This is a genomic window from Chitinophaga sp. 05T412 (genome assembly GCF_056396465.1).
In genome coordinates this window covers 124,424-139,381 of record NZ_JBFTLN010000011.1, presented here as the reverse complement: position 1 = coordinate 139,381, position 14,958 = coordinate 124,424, and the positions used below count along the sequence as shown (strand labels likewise).

At 47.2% G+C, this 14,958-nt stretch carries 17 protein-coding genes; 13 read left to right on the top strand and 4 right to left on the bottom strand.

What is annotated here, in order from left to right; all coding sequences use genetic code 11:
- Positions 1–3: 3 nt before the first annotated feature.
- Positions 4–1,050, bottom strand: a complete 1,047-nt coding sequence (proB, locus tag AC1DFM_RS23420; protein ID WP_477079187.1) for a glutamate 5-kinase — start codon at positions 1,048–1,050, stop codon at positions 4–6.
- Between the two features lie 76 nt (positions 1,051–1,126).
- On the opposite strand from proB, the gene bla reads away from it, so the two are divergent.
- From bla to AC1DFM_RS23400, 4 genes are all read left to right on the top strand, one after another.
- Positions 1,127–2,059 carry a class A beta-lactamase gene (gene bla / locus AC1DFM_RS23415; RefSeq protein WP_477079186.1) on the top strand — a complete coding sequence of 311 codons (933 nt, stop codon included), beginning with the start codon at positions 1,127–1,129 and terminating at the stop codon, positions 2,057–2,059.
- 149 nt (positions 2,060–2,208) lie between these two features.
- The gene (locus AC1DFM_RS23410) at positions 2,209–2,946 is read left to right on the top strand and encodes a hypothetical protein (RefSeq protein WP_477079185.1); all 738 of its coding nucleotides are present in this window, start codon (positions 2,209–2,211) and stop codon (positions 2,944–2,946) included.
- An 8-nt stretch (positions 2,947–2,954) separates the two neighbouring features.
- On the top strand, positions 2,955–3,284 hold the full coding sequence (locus AC1DFM_RS23405; protein ID WP_477079184.1) for a hypothetical protein: 330 nt from the start codon (positions 2,955–2,957) through the stop codon (positions 3,282–3,284).
- Positions 3,285–3,306: 22 nt separating this feature from the next.
- A complete protein-coding gene (locus AC1DFM_RS23400; RefSeq protein ID WP_477079183.1) occupies positions 3,307–3,990 on the top strand; it encodes a hypothetical protein in 684 nt (227 codons plus the stop codon).
- 116 nt (positions 3,991–4,106) lie between these two features.
- On the opposite strand, the gene AC1DFM_RS23395 is transcribed toward AC1DFM_RS23400, so the two are convergent.
- On the bottom strand, positions 4,107–4,583 hold the full coding sequence (locus tag AC1DFM_RS23395; protein WP_477079182.1) for a hypothetical protein: 477 nt from the start codon (positions 4,581–4,583) through the stop codon (positions 4,107–4,109).
- A 287-nt stretch (positions 4,584–4,870) separates the two neighbouring features.
- Here AC1DFM_RS23395 and AC1DFM_RS23390 point away from each other — a divergent pair, with 287 nt between their 5' ends.
- From AC1DFM_RS23390 to AC1DFM_RS23380, 3 genes are all read left to right on the top strand, one after another.
- The gene (locus tag AC1DFM_RS23390) at positions 4,871–5,140 is read left to right on the top strand and encodes an ArsR/SmtB family transcription factor (RefSeq protein WP_145673940.1); all 270 of its coding nucleotides are present in this window, start codon (positions 4,871–4,873) and stop codon (positions 5,138–5,140) included.
- Between the two features lie 137 nt (positions 5,141–5,277).
- Positions 5,278–6,033 carry a glucose 1-dehydrogenase gene (locus tag AC1DFM_RS23385; protein WP_477079181.1) on the top strand — a complete coding sequence of 252 codons (756 nt, stop codon included), beginning with the start codon at positions 5,278–5,280 and terminating at the stop codon, positions 6,031–6,033.
- A gap of 19 nt (positions 6,034–6,052) precedes the next feature.
- Positions 6,053–6,802, top strand: coding sequence for an SDR family oxidoreductase (locus tag AC1DFM_RS23380; protein WP_477079180.1), 750 nt, complete (start codon positions 6,053–6,055; stop codon positions 6,800–6,802).
- A gap of 240 nt (positions 6,803–7,042) precedes the next feature.
- Here the strand turns inward: AC1DFM_RS23380 and AC1DFM_RS23375 are convergent, their stop codons facing one another.
- Both AC1DFM_RS23375 and AC1DFM_RS23370 read right to left on the bottom strand, forming a co-directional pair.
- Positions 7,043–8,473 carry an aminotransferase-like domain-containing protein gene (locus tag AC1DFM_RS23375; RefSeq protein WP_477079179.1) on the bottom strand — a complete coding sequence of 477 codons (1,431 nt, stop codon included), beginning with the start codon at positions 8,471–8,473 and terminating at the stop codon, positions 7,043–7,045.
- 71 nt (positions 8,474–8,544) lie between these two features.
- Positions 8,545–9,975, bottom strand: a complete 1,431-nt coding sequence (locus tag AC1DFM_RS23370; protein WP_477079178.1) for an aminotransferase-like domain-containing protein — start codon at positions 9,973–9,975, stop codon at positions 8,545–8,547.
- Between the two features lie 96 nt (positions 9,976–10,071).
- On the opposite strand from AC1DFM_RS23370, the gene AC1DFM_RS23365 reads away from it, so the two are divergent.
- From AC1DFM_RS23365 to AC1DFM_RS23340, 6 genes are all read left to right on the top strand, one after another.
- Entirely contained in the window at positions 10,072–10,419 is a 348-nt protein-coding gene (locus AC1DFM_RS23365; protein ID WP_477079177.1) for a SnoaL-like domain-containing protein, read from the top strand.
- 40 nt (positions 10,420–10,459) lie between these two features.
- Positions 10,460–10,900 carry a carboxymuconolactone decarboxylase family protein gene (locus tag AC1DFM_RS23360; protein WP_477079176.1) on the top strand — a complete coding sequence of 147 codons (441 nt, stop codon included), beginning with the start codon at positions 10,460–10,462 and terminating at the stop codon, positions 10,898–10,900.
- A 56-nt stretch (positions 10,901–10,956) separates the two neighbouring features.
- A complete protein-coding gene (locus AC1DFM_RS23355; protein ID WP_477079175.1) occupies positions 10,957–11,865 on the top strand; it encodes a DNA-3-methyladenine glycosylase family protein in 909 nt (302 codons plus the stop codon).
- Between the two features lie 9 nt (positions 11,866–11,874).
- The gene (locus tag AC1DFM_RS23350; RefSeq protein WP_477079174.1) at positions 11,875–12,360 is read left to right on the top strand and encodes a methylated-DNA--[protein]-cysteine S-methyltransferase; all 486 of its coding nucleotides are present in this window, start codon (positions 11,875–11,877) and stop codon (positions 12,358–12,360) included.
- Positions 12,361–12,580: 220 nt separating this feature from the next.
- Positions 12,581–13,996, top strand: a complete 1,416-nt coding sequence (locus AC1DFM_RS23345; protein WP_477079173.1) for a pyridoxal phosphate-dependent decarboxylase family protein — start codon at positions 12,581–12,583, stop codon at positions 13,994–13,996.
- A complete protein-coding gene (locus AC1DFM_RS23340; protein ID WP_477079172.1) occupies positions 13,989–14,909 on the top strand; it encodes a DMT family transporter in 921 nt (306 codons plus the stop codon). The genes AC1DFM_RS23345 and AC1DFM_RS23340 overlap by 8 nt, the downstream gene beginning before the upstream one ends.
- Positions 14,910–14,958 lie beyond the last annotated feature (49 nt).

Below are 14,958 nucleotides of genomic sequence, written 5' to 3'. Positions count from 1 at the left end.
GGCCTACAACAATACGATATCGTCGGCGTGTGCTACTTCGATGTTTTGTGCTTTATGTTGCACATCGAGCAGGTCGGAAGCTATTTTCGCCCGGCCTACGGCAATGGCGATATTATCTTCGTTCACGATTTCGATGACTTCTCCGCATTCAAATTTTTCCAGCACGGTTTTTACGCCTACTGCCAGCAGGCTATGACGCTTTTCCAGGGCTGCTGCGGCGCCGGCATCTATTTGTATTCTGCCGGTGACCAGGCTGCCGCTGGCCAGCCATTTCTTGCGGGCAGGCATACTGCAGGGCTGCGGTAAACACAAGGTACCCGTTTTACCTGCAATGGCATTGAGTATGCCATCTTCCGTACGAATACCAAAAATCACTACCCGGATGCCCATCCTGGTAGCCAGGCGGGCAAAGGTGAGCTTGGATACCATGCCACCGAGTCCCAGGGCAGACTTCTCTTTGTCGGCCAGTCCCAGGGCGGCTTTATCGATTACGTCGATTTGCGGTACTACCTGTCCGGATCTGTCCAATACGCCTGCTACAGAGGTGCTGAACAGCAGGAGAGAGGCGCCAAAGCCTACGGCGATCAGGGTGGCCAGTTCATCGTTGTCGGAGAATTTCAGCTCCAGGCTGCTCACCACGTCGTTTTCGTTGGCAATGGGAATGATATTGCTGGCCCACAGCTCTTCGTAGGTGCGTTTTAGCTGCAGGAACTGGTTCCGGTCGGAGAAGTGCTGCCGTTCGCACAAGCTCTGTGCTACAGCAATATTGTAAGGGGCAAAGTAACGGCTGTATTTATTTAGCAGCAGTGGATTACCTACGGCTGCAGCGGCTTTGCGCTCGCTGATAGTGCCGTTGTACTGGCGTAAAAATTGTTTCCCCGCCGCTACCGCGCCGGAAGATACCAGCACGATGTGATAGTCGGCATGTAAAGCCGCCACCTGCCGCGCAATGCCGGCAATCACGGTTTCATCCAGGTCTCCATTCTGATGGGTAATAGAGGCCGTTCCAAATTTTATGACAAGTATGGGTTTGCTCAATTTCGGTTGCATTTGGCGCCTAAATTAATATTCAGAATGCGAAATTCTAAATGTAAAATTCCTGTCAGGTGCCGAATAAAATTTTATATTGGCAGCAATATTCTTTACCAGCAAACGTATGCAGAAATTAGCACCTATCTTTATAACGGCTACCATAGCCTGCCTTGTGGGGTATATGCCCCAGGCTTCCGCACAGCAAACCCTTCGCCGGCAAATTGCGGATATCGGCGGACATATATCAGGAAAAGTAGGCGTATTTGTAAAAGTACTGGAGACGGGAGACACGGTGTCGCTTCGCCGCGACGGTCATTTCCCTATGCAGAGCGTATATAAGTTTCCGGTGAGCATTGCCGTCCTGCAGCAGGTAGATGCTGGCAAAATGAGGCTGGATCAGCCAGTGAAGATTGAAAAATCGGATCTGACCACCGACGGCCACAGTCCGCTGCGGCAAAAGTATCCCGAAGGTAATGTGACACTCACCCTGCGGGAGCTGCTGGACTACAACATACGCGAAAGTGATGGCAGCGCCTGTGATATCCTGTTTAAACTGCTGGGAGGCCCCGCAAAGGTCAATGCAGCCATCCACAACCTGGGTGTCAAACAAATTGCCATCAGCACTACCGAAGAAGCACAGGTAAGCAAGACGAATCTGCGCACGCAATACACCAACTGGTGCACTCCACAGGCGATGACACAGCTGCTGGAGATATTTTATACCAAACCGGTTTTATCTGATAGCAGTCGTAACTACCTGCTGTATCTCATGACGACCTCCACCCCCGGTGCAAAAAGACTAAAAGGGTTATTGCCTGCAGGCACCGAAGTAGCCCATAAAACCGGCACTTCCTGGACCATCGGAGGCTTAACTGCTGCGCATAATGATGCCGGCATTATTACGCTTCCCAACGGAAAACATATAGCCATCACCGTATTTGTATCTGATACCAACGCTGGCGACGATGACCGTGACGGCACCATTGCAAAGATTGCCAGGGCGGTATGGGATAGCTATGCCCACTAGAAAAAAATATCGCCATTGTTTGTTGTTTCGTGCAGAATTCCGGAATATTGCAACTGATTTGTAATACCCGTTTTTAGCCCGGCCCTGTGTGTCATGTAGCCTTGCGATAAAACCATCATGAAGAACCATCACCCATAACCCAGATATTTATGATTATTGTTTACCAGATCAGATCCATGGAGCATACCCGGAAACATTATCCGGACCTGGCATGTCCTGCAGCCAATGGTGGCGGCACCGGCGTGACTGTTGCAGTATTGCAGCGCTACATCTGGTTCGTAGGCCCCATGATGCCTTCCCTGAAGTATGGAGTTGCCTTCTGCGACAATGGAGAAAGAATTCCGGCGTCAAAATGGACACCAGAGATTACCGCGAAATACAAAGAGCTGAAAGCGGGTACCCGCACGCCGCTGCGTTTGTGGCGGGGCCTGATTGTTATTCCATCCTTTATACTGGTGCTGGCGCTATTTGCGAGAATCACCAAGTTTAAAAAAGACCGCGGGGATAAAGAAGTAGCTGCCCTTGTAGCTGATCCTAAAGTGGGCGATATTTTTTATGCCAACAATGGAGGTAGATTGGTGGTGGATGGCAACAGCGCCAGGGCTACAGATGATGTCTATGCGTTGTTTAAAGTAACGAATATCAGTGGCGACAGTATTTACGTAGTTCCCGGTAATGCCAGCAGGACAGGCACCGCCGATAAGCCCATCAATCCTTATACTTCCGGTTTCTGGGAGGATCTGGAAAAAGAAACGAATACTTACAGCGCTGCTCCGGTGATTATTTCCCTGAAAAGCCTGCATCAATATCAATATTTTTTCAGGCTGCCGCGTGAGGCGCAAAGCTCTCCGGGCAGGGTTTATAATATCGTTCGCGCTGATAAATAAGTATAAAGATGGAACAAACCCCTTCACCCAAAAAGAAACCCGTTTACCACGATAGTGAGTATGAGTATGTAAACGGTATGTCTAAAAAGGCATGGCCCACACTGGCATTAACGCTGGTGGTTAGTGCTGCATTTTATACCTTTGCCGTAATGAGGTTTCGGGAATTATCGGCCTGGGAGGCCGCCGGCGGCCGCATCCGGATGACCAGCACCGAAAAGCTCTGCTATGATATAGGCGGCGTTTGGTTATTTCCTGTATTGATAGGCATATTTGCTACAATAGTACTGGCTTTAGGAATCAGACAGTATTTAAGGAGGAAGCGGCTGCTGCAAGACTAATGCCTCCTGCTAAATCAGGTATATGAAATATCCCCAAATCATGTTGTTGTGTTGGCTGCTCATACCGGCCACCCCGATGTTTGCGCAAACAAAAAATATGGACACCCTACTCACCACTGGATGCTACACCGCCAGCCAGATGGAAATGGCAGAAGAGCTGTGCATTTTCGATAACCACAGGTTTCTTTATTCGATGAGTTATGGTGCCGCGGATCAGTTTACGAAAGGCGTTTGGCAACAACAAGGCGATACCCTTTACCTGAATTCAGATAAGCCTGCGCCTAAGTTTAACATAACGGCAGCGCAGGATAAAGCAGTGCCACCAGGTAAGATATTGTTAGTGTTTGCGTTTAACTATCAACATGCCCCTTACATTGTMTGTCAATTTTCTGCACATCCATCTATGGATTCACTGATGGTGTTAAAAGAACATGCCAATGGATTTGAAGCACTGGCGGACCAACCAGTTTACCGGCATTTGAAGGTACTTCACAGTATGTACGATACAACGTTTTTTGATTTTCCGGTACCACCAGAAGCCAATAAGTTAACGATTGCGCCAGGAGAAGGATTAGGGAGATTACAGTTTAACCGGGAAGCCTTCCTGATTTTTAAAGACAAGCTGATAAGCGTTACGAATAAGGATCATCAATTTATTTTTTCCGGCAAACCGCCTGTAGAGGCGATGAGATATGCTGAAGAATAGCCGAAAGCGGAAAGCAGAAAGCAAAAAGCTATTAAAGCGAATGACCTGAGCAAATGAGTAAATTAAATACTCGCTCAGGTCATTCGCTTTAATAGCTTTTTGCTTTCTGCTTTCGGCTATTTCTTCATATACTTGAGATACTCATTCTCAATATCTGTCAGATCAATTTTATTCACTTTATTGCCATCATAGAGCCAGGCTTCCCAATTGTATTTAGGATCATTTAAATCGAGGGTGGTGGCGTGTCCTGATTTGGATTCGAAATGAAGTTTTCCTCCATTGGGAGCCATCACCTTTATGCCTTTCCCTTCCAGAAAGATACGGGCATCTGCCATGTAGTTCTGGTTATCATCCGCCATGGTGTAGAAGGCTTCTTCTCCATTTTCTTTCTTTAACTTTTCAAGTTGGATGCTGTCAGGAGCATATAATACGGCGCAAGGTTGTGAAATTCTTTCAGCACCAGCTGGTACGTCGGATGATGATGGCGGTGCAGCGGCGGTAGCGGTTTGTTCTTCGGCGACTTTACTCTCATGGCAGGCGGCAAGCGTAAATAGTGCTACAGGTAATAAGAGGTGCTTTTTCATGGTTTTCATAGCAATAGTTGTTTGGCATATTTTGATAGCCCTGTTGCGGGTGGTCCGGCACAGGTAATCGCAAGATAAGGTAAAAATATACCGGGTGCAACTATTAAGCAGTGGCCGGAAAAGGGGACAAAATCCCTCAGCGCCGGGGGGCGACTTATTTTTTTAGTGGCTGCTGGTCTGCTGTATGTCCCTTCCATGGCGGCTATTAACTGTATTGTGAAGAAAAAGCAAAAATCAGGTCAAAAAAAATCCATTGAAATATTTCGATATTTGGAAAAATGTTTTACTTTTGTTGCATGGATTTAGCAGTTATAGAAAAAGCAGCAAATGCCATCGCCGACAAACATCGATTATCTATTATAATGGAAGTTGTTAAGAAGGGCAAGCTGATTTGTGGTGATGTATGTGAGTTTACGTGTTTATCGCAACCTACGGTGTCGCATCACGTGAAGATCCTGGTGGATAGTGGTGTGCTGAATTCTTCAAAAAATGGCAGAATTGTGGAGTTAACGCTCAATAAAGAGATGATGAAGCAACTGTCGATGTTCTTTTTACAATTAAGCTGAGGGACTACCGGGCGGGTTTACCAACAGCTTTTTTTATAGATTAATACATTGAAGTTTTTGAATCAATTTGTATAAAGAGAAGAAAATTCTCTTTTTTTTGAAACTATTACATTGATAAACTTAAATAAATCAATAGGATGGCACAGTTACAAAATAAGACTGCTATTATCACGGGCGGTAACAGCGGCATAGGATATGCAACAGCAGCAGATTTTCTGGAGAAGGGCGCAAAGGTATTAATCACAGGACGCAGACCAGATGCCGTACAGCAGGCAGTGGATGCACTTGGCAACGGAATTGATAGTTTTATTGCAGACCAGGGAAAGGTAGAAGACGCAGCAAAATTAGCGGAGTATGTGCGTGACCGTTATGGAAAGATAGATATCCTGTTTGTAAATGCAGGTGGCGGCAAATTTGGGAACTTTGCCGACGTAACGGAAGAATTATTCGACAGTATGATGGACACCAATCTGAAAGGCGCATTTTTCACGGTCCAGCACTTACTCCCCTTATTGAATGATGGTGGTACTATTATCCTGTTATCCTCTGTTAACGCATACGCCGGTATGCCAGGATCAGTAGTATACAGCGCCAGCAAAGCCGGCTTGAACTCACTGGGTCGTACTTTATCCAGAGAACTGGCAGGTAGAAAAATCAGAGTGAACATCGTGAATCCGGGACCTATTGATACGCCTATTCTTGAAAAGGCGGGTGTACCCAAAGAAGCCCTGAATCATGATATGCTGGCAACGAAGATACCGCTGGGCAGAATCGGACAGCCGGAGGAAGTAGCTAAACTGGTATCCTTCCTTGCTTCAGATGATGCCTCTTTTATCACCGGCGCCGAATACAATGTAGACGGTGGTCTGACAGTACACCCATTAATCGCCTAATTTCTCAAATCAATTATTCATGTCATCATTAAAAGATAAAATCGTTGTTATCACAGGAGGTAACAGCGGCATAGGTTACGCAACCGCTCAATCATTTTTAGCAAAGGGCGCAAAGGTATTGATAACAGGTCGTAATCCGACGGCGATACAGGAAGCTGTTCGCTCACTCGGACATCCTGCAGAAGGTTTTAAAGCAGATCAGGYGGATTTAGGCGATGCAAAGCGGTTAGCGGAATATGTACAGGGAAGATTTGGAAAGATTGATGCCTTGTTTATAAATGCAGGTGTGGCGAAACTGGCACCGTTTGAAACGGTTACACCAGACTTATACGATGAATTAATGAATGTTAATTTCAAAGGCGCCTTTTTCACCATACAGGCATTATTACCACTCCTGAATGACGGCGGTTCTATTACGTTGCTGTCGGCCCTGAATGCTTATTCAGGTTCTGTTAACGCCTCGGCGTTGTCGGCCAGCAAAGCCGCATTGAACTCCCTGGGCAGAACCTTGTCAAGAGAACTATCCAGCCGTAAAATACGCGTGAATGTAGTGAATCCGGGTATCATTGATACTCCCTTACTGGAAAAGGTAGGCCTGCCGGATGTTTTCAAAACACACCTCGGCAACATCACACCTATAGGCAGATTAGGAAAGGCGGAAGATATTGCGAACATGGTCACTTTCCTCGCTTCAGACGAAGCGTCCTTTATTACAGGTGCGGAATATAATGTAGACGGTGGCCTGATGGTACACCCGTTGATCGCTTAATAAATGATCCTGGGCATTGCGGTGTGCAGCATTGTGCAAATGCTGCACCAGCAGCAGGGACATCAAAAAGATTTTCTTTGTTGATTACAGTTAACGGTTGTTTGGATGTTAATCCCATTGGTTGCAAGTCAGATGCTGCTTGCTATACAAGCATCTGACTGCAACTTGTAATAGTGTGCAAAATATAATAAGTTGTAAGTTAAAAGGGCCGGAATAGTCTTATTCCGGTCTTTATCTTTTTTATGCACTCATTTTTTTAATCAGTTTACCTAATGTCTTCAATCCATCATCTACCTGCTTATTCCACGGGTTACCGAAACTGATACGCATACAGTTGTTGTATTTGTTCTGCAGGGAAAAAATTCTGCCGGGACAGAAGCTGATCCTGTGTTTGAGGGCCTGTTGGAATAATTCAAATGTATTGATGGATTCATCCAGCTCTACCCACAGCACACAGCCACCCTGTGGCCGCGAAATGCGGGTGCCTTCCGGGAAGTATTCGCTGATCGCCTGCGAATACCGTAAACACTGTGTATGCAGCATTTTTCGCAGATTCCGTAAATGGAATTCGTAACGGCCAATTTCCAGAAAATGCCCTACCGCCGCCTGTGGTAGCGATGCGCACGCGATAGAGTGATTCTGTTTCATCATCAGCACTTTTTCCTTGTATTTGCCCGGCATCGTCCAGCCAACACGATAGCCCGGCGCCAGCGATTTTGAAAAAGAATTGCAGAGCAGCACATGCCCGTATTTATCAAAGGTTTTGCAGTTGACCGGGCGTTGTTTGGAGAAGTACAGATCGCCGTAAATATCATCTTCTATCAGCGCTATATCATACTTCACCATCATGTCTACCAGCTCCTTTTTATTTTTATCCGGCATACAAGACCCCAGCGGGTTATTGTAATTAGTCACAAAAAGACAGGCCTTGATTTTATGACGGGGAATAGCTTTGTCGAGGTAGGCCAGGTCTACGCCGGATACCGGATGAGTAGGCACTTCCAGCACCCTTAATCCCAAACTTTCCGCCAGCTGCATAGATCCATAATAAGCCGGACTTTCAATCGCAATAGTATCGCCTGGTTGTGTGATAGCTGTGAGGCACAGTGTGAGCGCATCCATGCAGCCACTGGTCGTCACCACATCATCTGCAGTGTAGGCGCTGCCCCAGCTGAGCGACATCCGCGCTATCTGTCCGCGCAGCAGCTCATTKCCCGGCAGTGGCTCGTAGCCAATACCATTGTTAGGCAGCGTACGCAACGCATGTACGACGGCCTTCGCCATTTTAGCCGCAGGCAATACTTCCGGCGGCGGAGTGGCTACTGAGAAATTCAAAAAATTAGGGTTGCGGATCTGGCTAAATACTTCCATCACCATATCGCTGACCGTAGCTTCACTGGCTTTCTTTACCGGCGCACAGGTAGAGGGCATGGCCGGCATACGTTTGGACGTAAACCGGATATAGTAGCCCGACTTAGGCCTGGATTCAATTAATCCTTTTGATTCAAGGTGATAATAAGCCTGGAAAGCAGTGGTTAAACTGATCCCTTGTTGCTTGCTGAGCATGCGCACAGACGGGAGTTTTTCCCCGATTTTCATGACATCTTTTTCTATCAGCTGTTCTATGTTATCAGCTACCTGCAGATACAGGTGGTCGGCGGTTTTTATCATGGCAATGCAAATCTGATCTGGTCAAATTTACAATTTTGCCATCTGTTTTATTTTTATTTTTTCGGGAGATATCATTTTAATTGTTGACTACTTAGCCGTCCGAGCGTTTGCACGGCCCATTCCTGGTCTTCATCCCAGGGATTGGCATTAGTAAGCCGGATACAGTTATGATAGCGGTCCTGGCTGGAAAACAGCGAGCCCGGTGTAAACGTAATGCCTTGCGCTACGGCGGCTTCATGCAGTCGCCAGGTATTTACCTGCTGCGGCAGCACCACCCATAAGCTGATGCCGCCATTAGGGCGTGTCAGCTGCGTATCCGCCGGAAAATATTCCTGTATCGCTCTCGTCATCTGCATCGTTTGCTGGCTGAGCTGTTGCCGTAGGTATTTCAAATGTAAATCCAGTCGTTGCTGGTCCAGGAATTTGGTGAGCACCAGCTGTGGCAACATGCCCGTCGCCGCAGAAGTCATGAATTTCAGCTGCGCAATTCTTTCATGATAGCGGCCTCCAATTACCCAGCCGATGCGAAGGCCCGCGGCAATGGATTTAGACCAGGAGGAACAATACATGACCAGTCCTTCTTCATCATAGGATTTCACCGTGCGGGGACGCTCCGGCGCAAAATGCAGATCGCCATATACATCATCTTCTATCAGCGGCACCTGGTATTGCGCCAGTAGCTTTGCCAGCTGCTCTTTGCGATTATCGGGCATGCAGCTACCCAGGGGATTGTTATAATTGGTCACGAACAGGCAGGCCTGTACTTTCTTTTGTTTGAAGGCGGCTTCGAGTGCATCAAGACTAATACCTGTTACCGGATCAGTAGGGATTTCCAGCGCTTTCATACCTAAGCTTTCGATGCCCAGCAACAATCCAAAAAAAGTGGGCGATTCAATAGCGATCGTGTCGCCGGCTTTGGCTACGGCGCGGAGACAAAGTACCGCGGCTTCTATGGCGCCGTTGGTGACAATAATTTCATTTGGCAATACCGCCCGTCCCCAGTTGAGGCAATGTTTGGCAATATGCCGGCGAAAAGGTTCATACCCGGAAATATCACCATAAGGGATATACGAAGTATCCAGCTCACGGGCACAGAGTTGTAAGGCTCTCTTTAATTTGGCAGATGGCAGCAGGGAAGTTTCCGGCGAAGCGCCTATCAGCGAAATAGTTTTTTGTGATCTGCTGGTTTTGTTGAACATCGCCAGTTTTTCATTGACCTGCACCTGGCAGGCCGTTGGCAGTGGATTAGATACCGGTGGTAATGCAGGCCGGAGGTTATGTGAGTACCGTACAAAGTAACCCGACTTTTCCCTCGCTTCTACCCAACCTGTTTTTTCGAGATGGGTGTATACCTGTAATGCCGTGCTGATACTGATGCCATGCTCCAGATGCAGGGTACGCACGGACGGAAGCTTGTCGCCCACTGCATACGAGCCACCACCAATCATTTGCTGGATTTTTTCCGCTAATTGCAGATATAGAAACCCGTTATTTTTTTTCATCTCACCAAAGATAATCTGTTATGCTTTAATATTCGTTATTCTGTATCTGTTTTGGTGGTGGTATTTGCTGTTATTTTGTATCCACAAATCACTAGTATGACAGTCGTAAAACAAGTGGCGCACACCTTAGTACAACTATGCCGCGAGTGGAAATTCCCGGAAGCACAGGCCGCCCTTTTCCATGAAGACGCCGTAAACGTAGAGCCAGATGGCCGCATTGCCACAGGACTGCCTGCCATCATGGCTAAGGAGCGCCTGTTTCTGGATAATATTGAGGAGCGGCACCTGCTCGAAATATCCGATCCCATTGTGGCCGACGATTACTTTGCCATACAGCTGCTGATGGATGTAACGATAAAGGGGCTGGGACGGCGAACGAGAAATGAGTTATGTATCTATCATTTAAAAGAAGGTAAAATTATCCGTGAACAATTCTTCTACTAAAATCATTAACAACAATATTTTAAACTAAAAAAATACAATTATGGAAGCAAGAATGGACATTTATAAACTGGTACCAGGTTCATTGAATGCCTTACTGGCATTACAGGAATTTACGAATGGAATGGGCCTGGATAAAACGTTGTCTGAGCTGGTTAAAATCAGGGCTTCTCAGATCAATGGCTGTGCTTTTTGTTTAAATATGCACACCAAAGATGCCCGTAAAATGGGGGAAACCGAACAACGTATCTATGGGCTGAATGCATGGCATGAAGCGCCTTACTACACCGACAAAGAACGTGCAGCACTGGCGCTCACAGAAGCGGTTACCCTGGTAAGCTCCACACATGTACCAGATGATGTGTACAATGCAGCCCTGGCGGTATTTACGCCACAGGAAGTAGCGCAAATCACCCTGGCTATTGTGGTGATTAATGCCTGGAACCGGGTAGCAGTCACTTCCCGGAGCCAACCACTGGGATAATAAAAAAACAGCAAGAAATCGCAGTTATCGCAAGCGGGCGTTGCGTAACTTTGCGTATGGCTTTGCAAAAAATATGGATTCCCATTCATGAACCGCAACATTTTTCTTTCGAAGAATGTTTGCGGTTCCTGGGAAGATCGGATAGAGAATGTTTGCACTATATACAACAGGGAAAAGTGCAACGGATGTTATTATCAGAAGGTACCCCGGTGGTAGTGGAAATAGCACCTGCGGCCAAGCCGGAATACCTCGAAGTAACGGTGCTGGCGCCGGTAGACGAAGCCGTAGCCGAAGAACCGATTAAACAATTTATTACCCATTGGTTGCATCTGGATGCCAGTTTGCAGCCTTTCTATGATTACACAGCTACAGATCCATTATTGAAAGGACTTGCGCAGGAATATCATGGCCTGCGACTCATCGGTATGCCCGATTTGTTTGAAGCCATTACCTGGCCTATTATTGGCCAGCAAATTAACCTGGCTTTTGCGTATACACTGCGTCAGCGCTTTATTACTCATTTTGGCTATCATGCAGTGGTAAATGACACCGACTTTTATCTGTACCCGCAGCCAGCCGTTATTGCGGCGTTGGAGCCGGAAGTATTAGCCCCCATGCAGTTTTCCCGTAGCAAAGCAAAATATCTGGTGGAAACAGCCCGGCAGATGGTCAACGGTTATCTGAGCGAAGCTATTTTAGATGCGATGAGTTATGAAGCAGCCTTGGAGCGACTGGTGTCTATCAAAGGAATTGGTAACTGGTCGGCCAATTATGCGCTGATGAAATACCGGCGTTTTCCACAATCTGTACTGTTGGAAGATGTTGGTTTGCAGAATGCTATAAAAAATAGATTAAATTTGGAAAGTAAACCTTCCATGACCGCCTTAAAGGAATACACCCGGCCCTGGAAGGAACATGCGGCATATGCCACTTTTTATTTGTGGAGGTCCTTATTACCCCAATAGACTATCAGCATGGAAGAAGAATTATATCATTTACGTATAGACACTCCCGTTGGGCCGCTGTTGATTAGCGGCACTACTAAACATATCAACGCCGTATCTTTTACGGAAGAACCTGCGGTGGATTTCCCGCAGGCCCCTGCGCTGCTGCTTGATTGTGCACAGCAGTTGTACGAATATTTCGCCGGTGAGCGAAAAGTGTTTGATTTACCACTTTTCCAGGACGGCACCGACTTCCAGCAATCCGTGTGGCAACAGCTGTTAGCCATTCCATTCGGACAAACCATTTCTTATCAGCAACTGGCCCGTCGTATTCACAATCCTAAAAGTATTCGTGCAGTAGGTACTACCAATGGTAAAAACCAGCTCGCCATTATTGTGCCCTGTCACCGGGTGATTGGCGCCAATGGAACACTCACAGGTTATGCCGGCGGCATATGGCGCAAACGCTGGCTGATAGAGCATGAGCGGATGGATTTGTTTACAGGGTTGCTTTGAATAAGCAGAAAGCAAAAAGCAGAAAGCAAAAAGCTATTGTCGCGGATGATAATACGCTTTAAGCACTCGCTATAATCGCTTTTTGCTTTCTGCTTTTTGCTTTCCGCTCCTCCGCATCTGATATCCTCCAAATTTACAAAACTGCATCTGTTTTGGCATTGATAATTGTCTCAATTTTGATCCTGAATTACAACCGATCACATATCAACGTCGCGTAACCATGGATTTGAAATTGCAGGATGATCTGAAACATACAGATCAGCTTTTACAGTTAACCAAAGATTTCAGCAGCAAATTTTTGTCTTCTATCGATAAGCTGGCCGCCGATAAAGAGGTGACCATCAGCAATCGTTTGTCCTTGCCCGGCAAGGGATTAGGAGGCGCTGCTACCCTGGAAGTGTTCCGGCAACAGTACGGCAACAGTATCACTGCAGCCGCAGGGCCGCGCTACTGGGGCTTTGTGACCGGTGGGGTTACACCTGCTTCATTGATGGGCGACTGGCTCACGGCTGCCATGGATTTGAATTCATCAGATAAAAGTTCCGCCGCTTTTTATGTGGAAACGGAAACCATCGCTTTACTAAAAGAATTATTTGGGTTACCTGACGTATTCCTGGGCTGCTTTACGACAGGAGCTACCATGTCGAACTTTACCGGATTGGGAGTAGCCCGGCAATGGCTGGGACAACAGCTGGGGGTAGACGTTGCCGCAGACGGCCTGGGAGCATTGGGGAGCATCAAAGTATTGTCCGGCACGCCGCACTCCAGTATCAGCAAAGCCATGTCTATGCTGGGCATGGGCCGGAATAACCTGGTTCGTATAGCCGTTCCCGAATGCCGGGAAAGTGTGGACATCGCCGCATTGGAAACGTATCTGCAGGAAAACAAAGGTCCTTTTATTTATGTAGCTAATGCCGGCACGGTGAATACCGTTGACTTTGATGATATCGCCGCATTGGTGAAGCTGCGGGATAAATATAACTTCTGGCTGCATGTAGACGCCGCCTTCGGTGGCTTTGCCGCCTGCAGCGATGAGTGGAAGCACTTGCTGAATGGCTGGGAGCAGGCAGATAGTATCACCATTGATGCACATAAATGGTTGAATGTACCTTATGATGCGGCCATGATTTTTTGCCGGCATCCGCAGTTGCAATCCATGGTGTTTCAGAATGCCGGCGCCGCTTACCTGGGTGATCCTTCGGCACAATTTAATTTCATCAATTATGTACCCGAAAACTCGCGGCGGCAACGTGCCTTACCGGCCTGGTTTACATTGATGGCCTACGGTAAAGAAGGGTATCGGTGGCTGGTGGAAAACAATATTGCACTCGCCCAACAGTTGGGGAGTCTGCTGGAGGAAGACGCGAACTTTGTATTGTTGTCGCCGGTAAGACTCTGTGTGGTTTGTTTTACCCTGAACGTAGCTGCGGCAGATGAAGCAGCAGCCGTAAAAGAATACCTGGATCTCCTGAATGCCTCTGGTGTAGCATGTATGACGGCCACCACTTACGATGGGCGGCAGGCCATTCGCGCGGCGTTGGTGAACTGGAGAACAAGTGAAAAAGATGTGACCCTCGTGTATAACACGATGCGTGCGCTGGCAGAAACAATAGTGAATAAATATACTTATGCGTAAATCAAGGACAAATGCTTACATCGCGCTTGCCATTGTAAGTATTTTTTGGGGAACCACCTACCTGGCATCCAGTGTAGGGGTGAGGCACATGCACGGCGTGATGCTGGCAGGCATAAGACAAGGGACCGCCGGATTGTTATTAACCGGATTCTTCTTATTGCGCGGGTATAAGTTGCCCGAGAAAATGGTGTTGTCGAAGCTGTTTATCATTGGTACCCTCATGCTTTGTGGTGGCAATGGCTTACTTACCTGGGCCATGAAATATATTCCCAGTGGATTAGGCGCCATCATTGCGGCTACCATTCCCATCTGGATTACCATTACCAGCTATTTCCTGGTACAACGTACCCGGCTTAGTTTACAGCTGATCATTGGTATGATCCTCGGCTTCGGCGGAGTGGCAGGTATCTTTTATAATTACCTGTCGAGTTTAATGAATCCGGACTTCCAGTTTGGTATCCTCATCGCCTTTGTGTCTTGTATTTTCTGGGCATTGGGATCTGTGCTCACCGCAAAATGGGCACTGGGGGTGAACTACCTGTATGGCGCCGGTTTTCAGATGTTTTTCAGCGGTGTTATTATGTTGCTGGTGGCCACGTTTTTCCTGGGGCAGCGTATTGAGATCAGCACTTTTACCACAGACCTGTGGGAAAGCCTGCTGTACCTGGTGTTGGTGGGTTCCGTATTTTCTTATTCCGCCTATGTGTTTGCGTTGAATAATCTGCCGCCGGCGCAGGTATCCATTTATGCGTACATCAACCCGATAGTAGCGGTGTTGCTGGGATGGCTGATTTTGCATGAACAACTCACCTGGTTAACCGGTATCTGTTCGCTGATCACGGTTGGCGGCGTTTACCTCGTGAATAACGCCATTAGTAAGAATAAGGAAAGTCTTGCCATGACTACAAAATAGTAATAGCTATATTTTTTTAAGGTAGAAGTTAATAGTCAGATGTTCACCC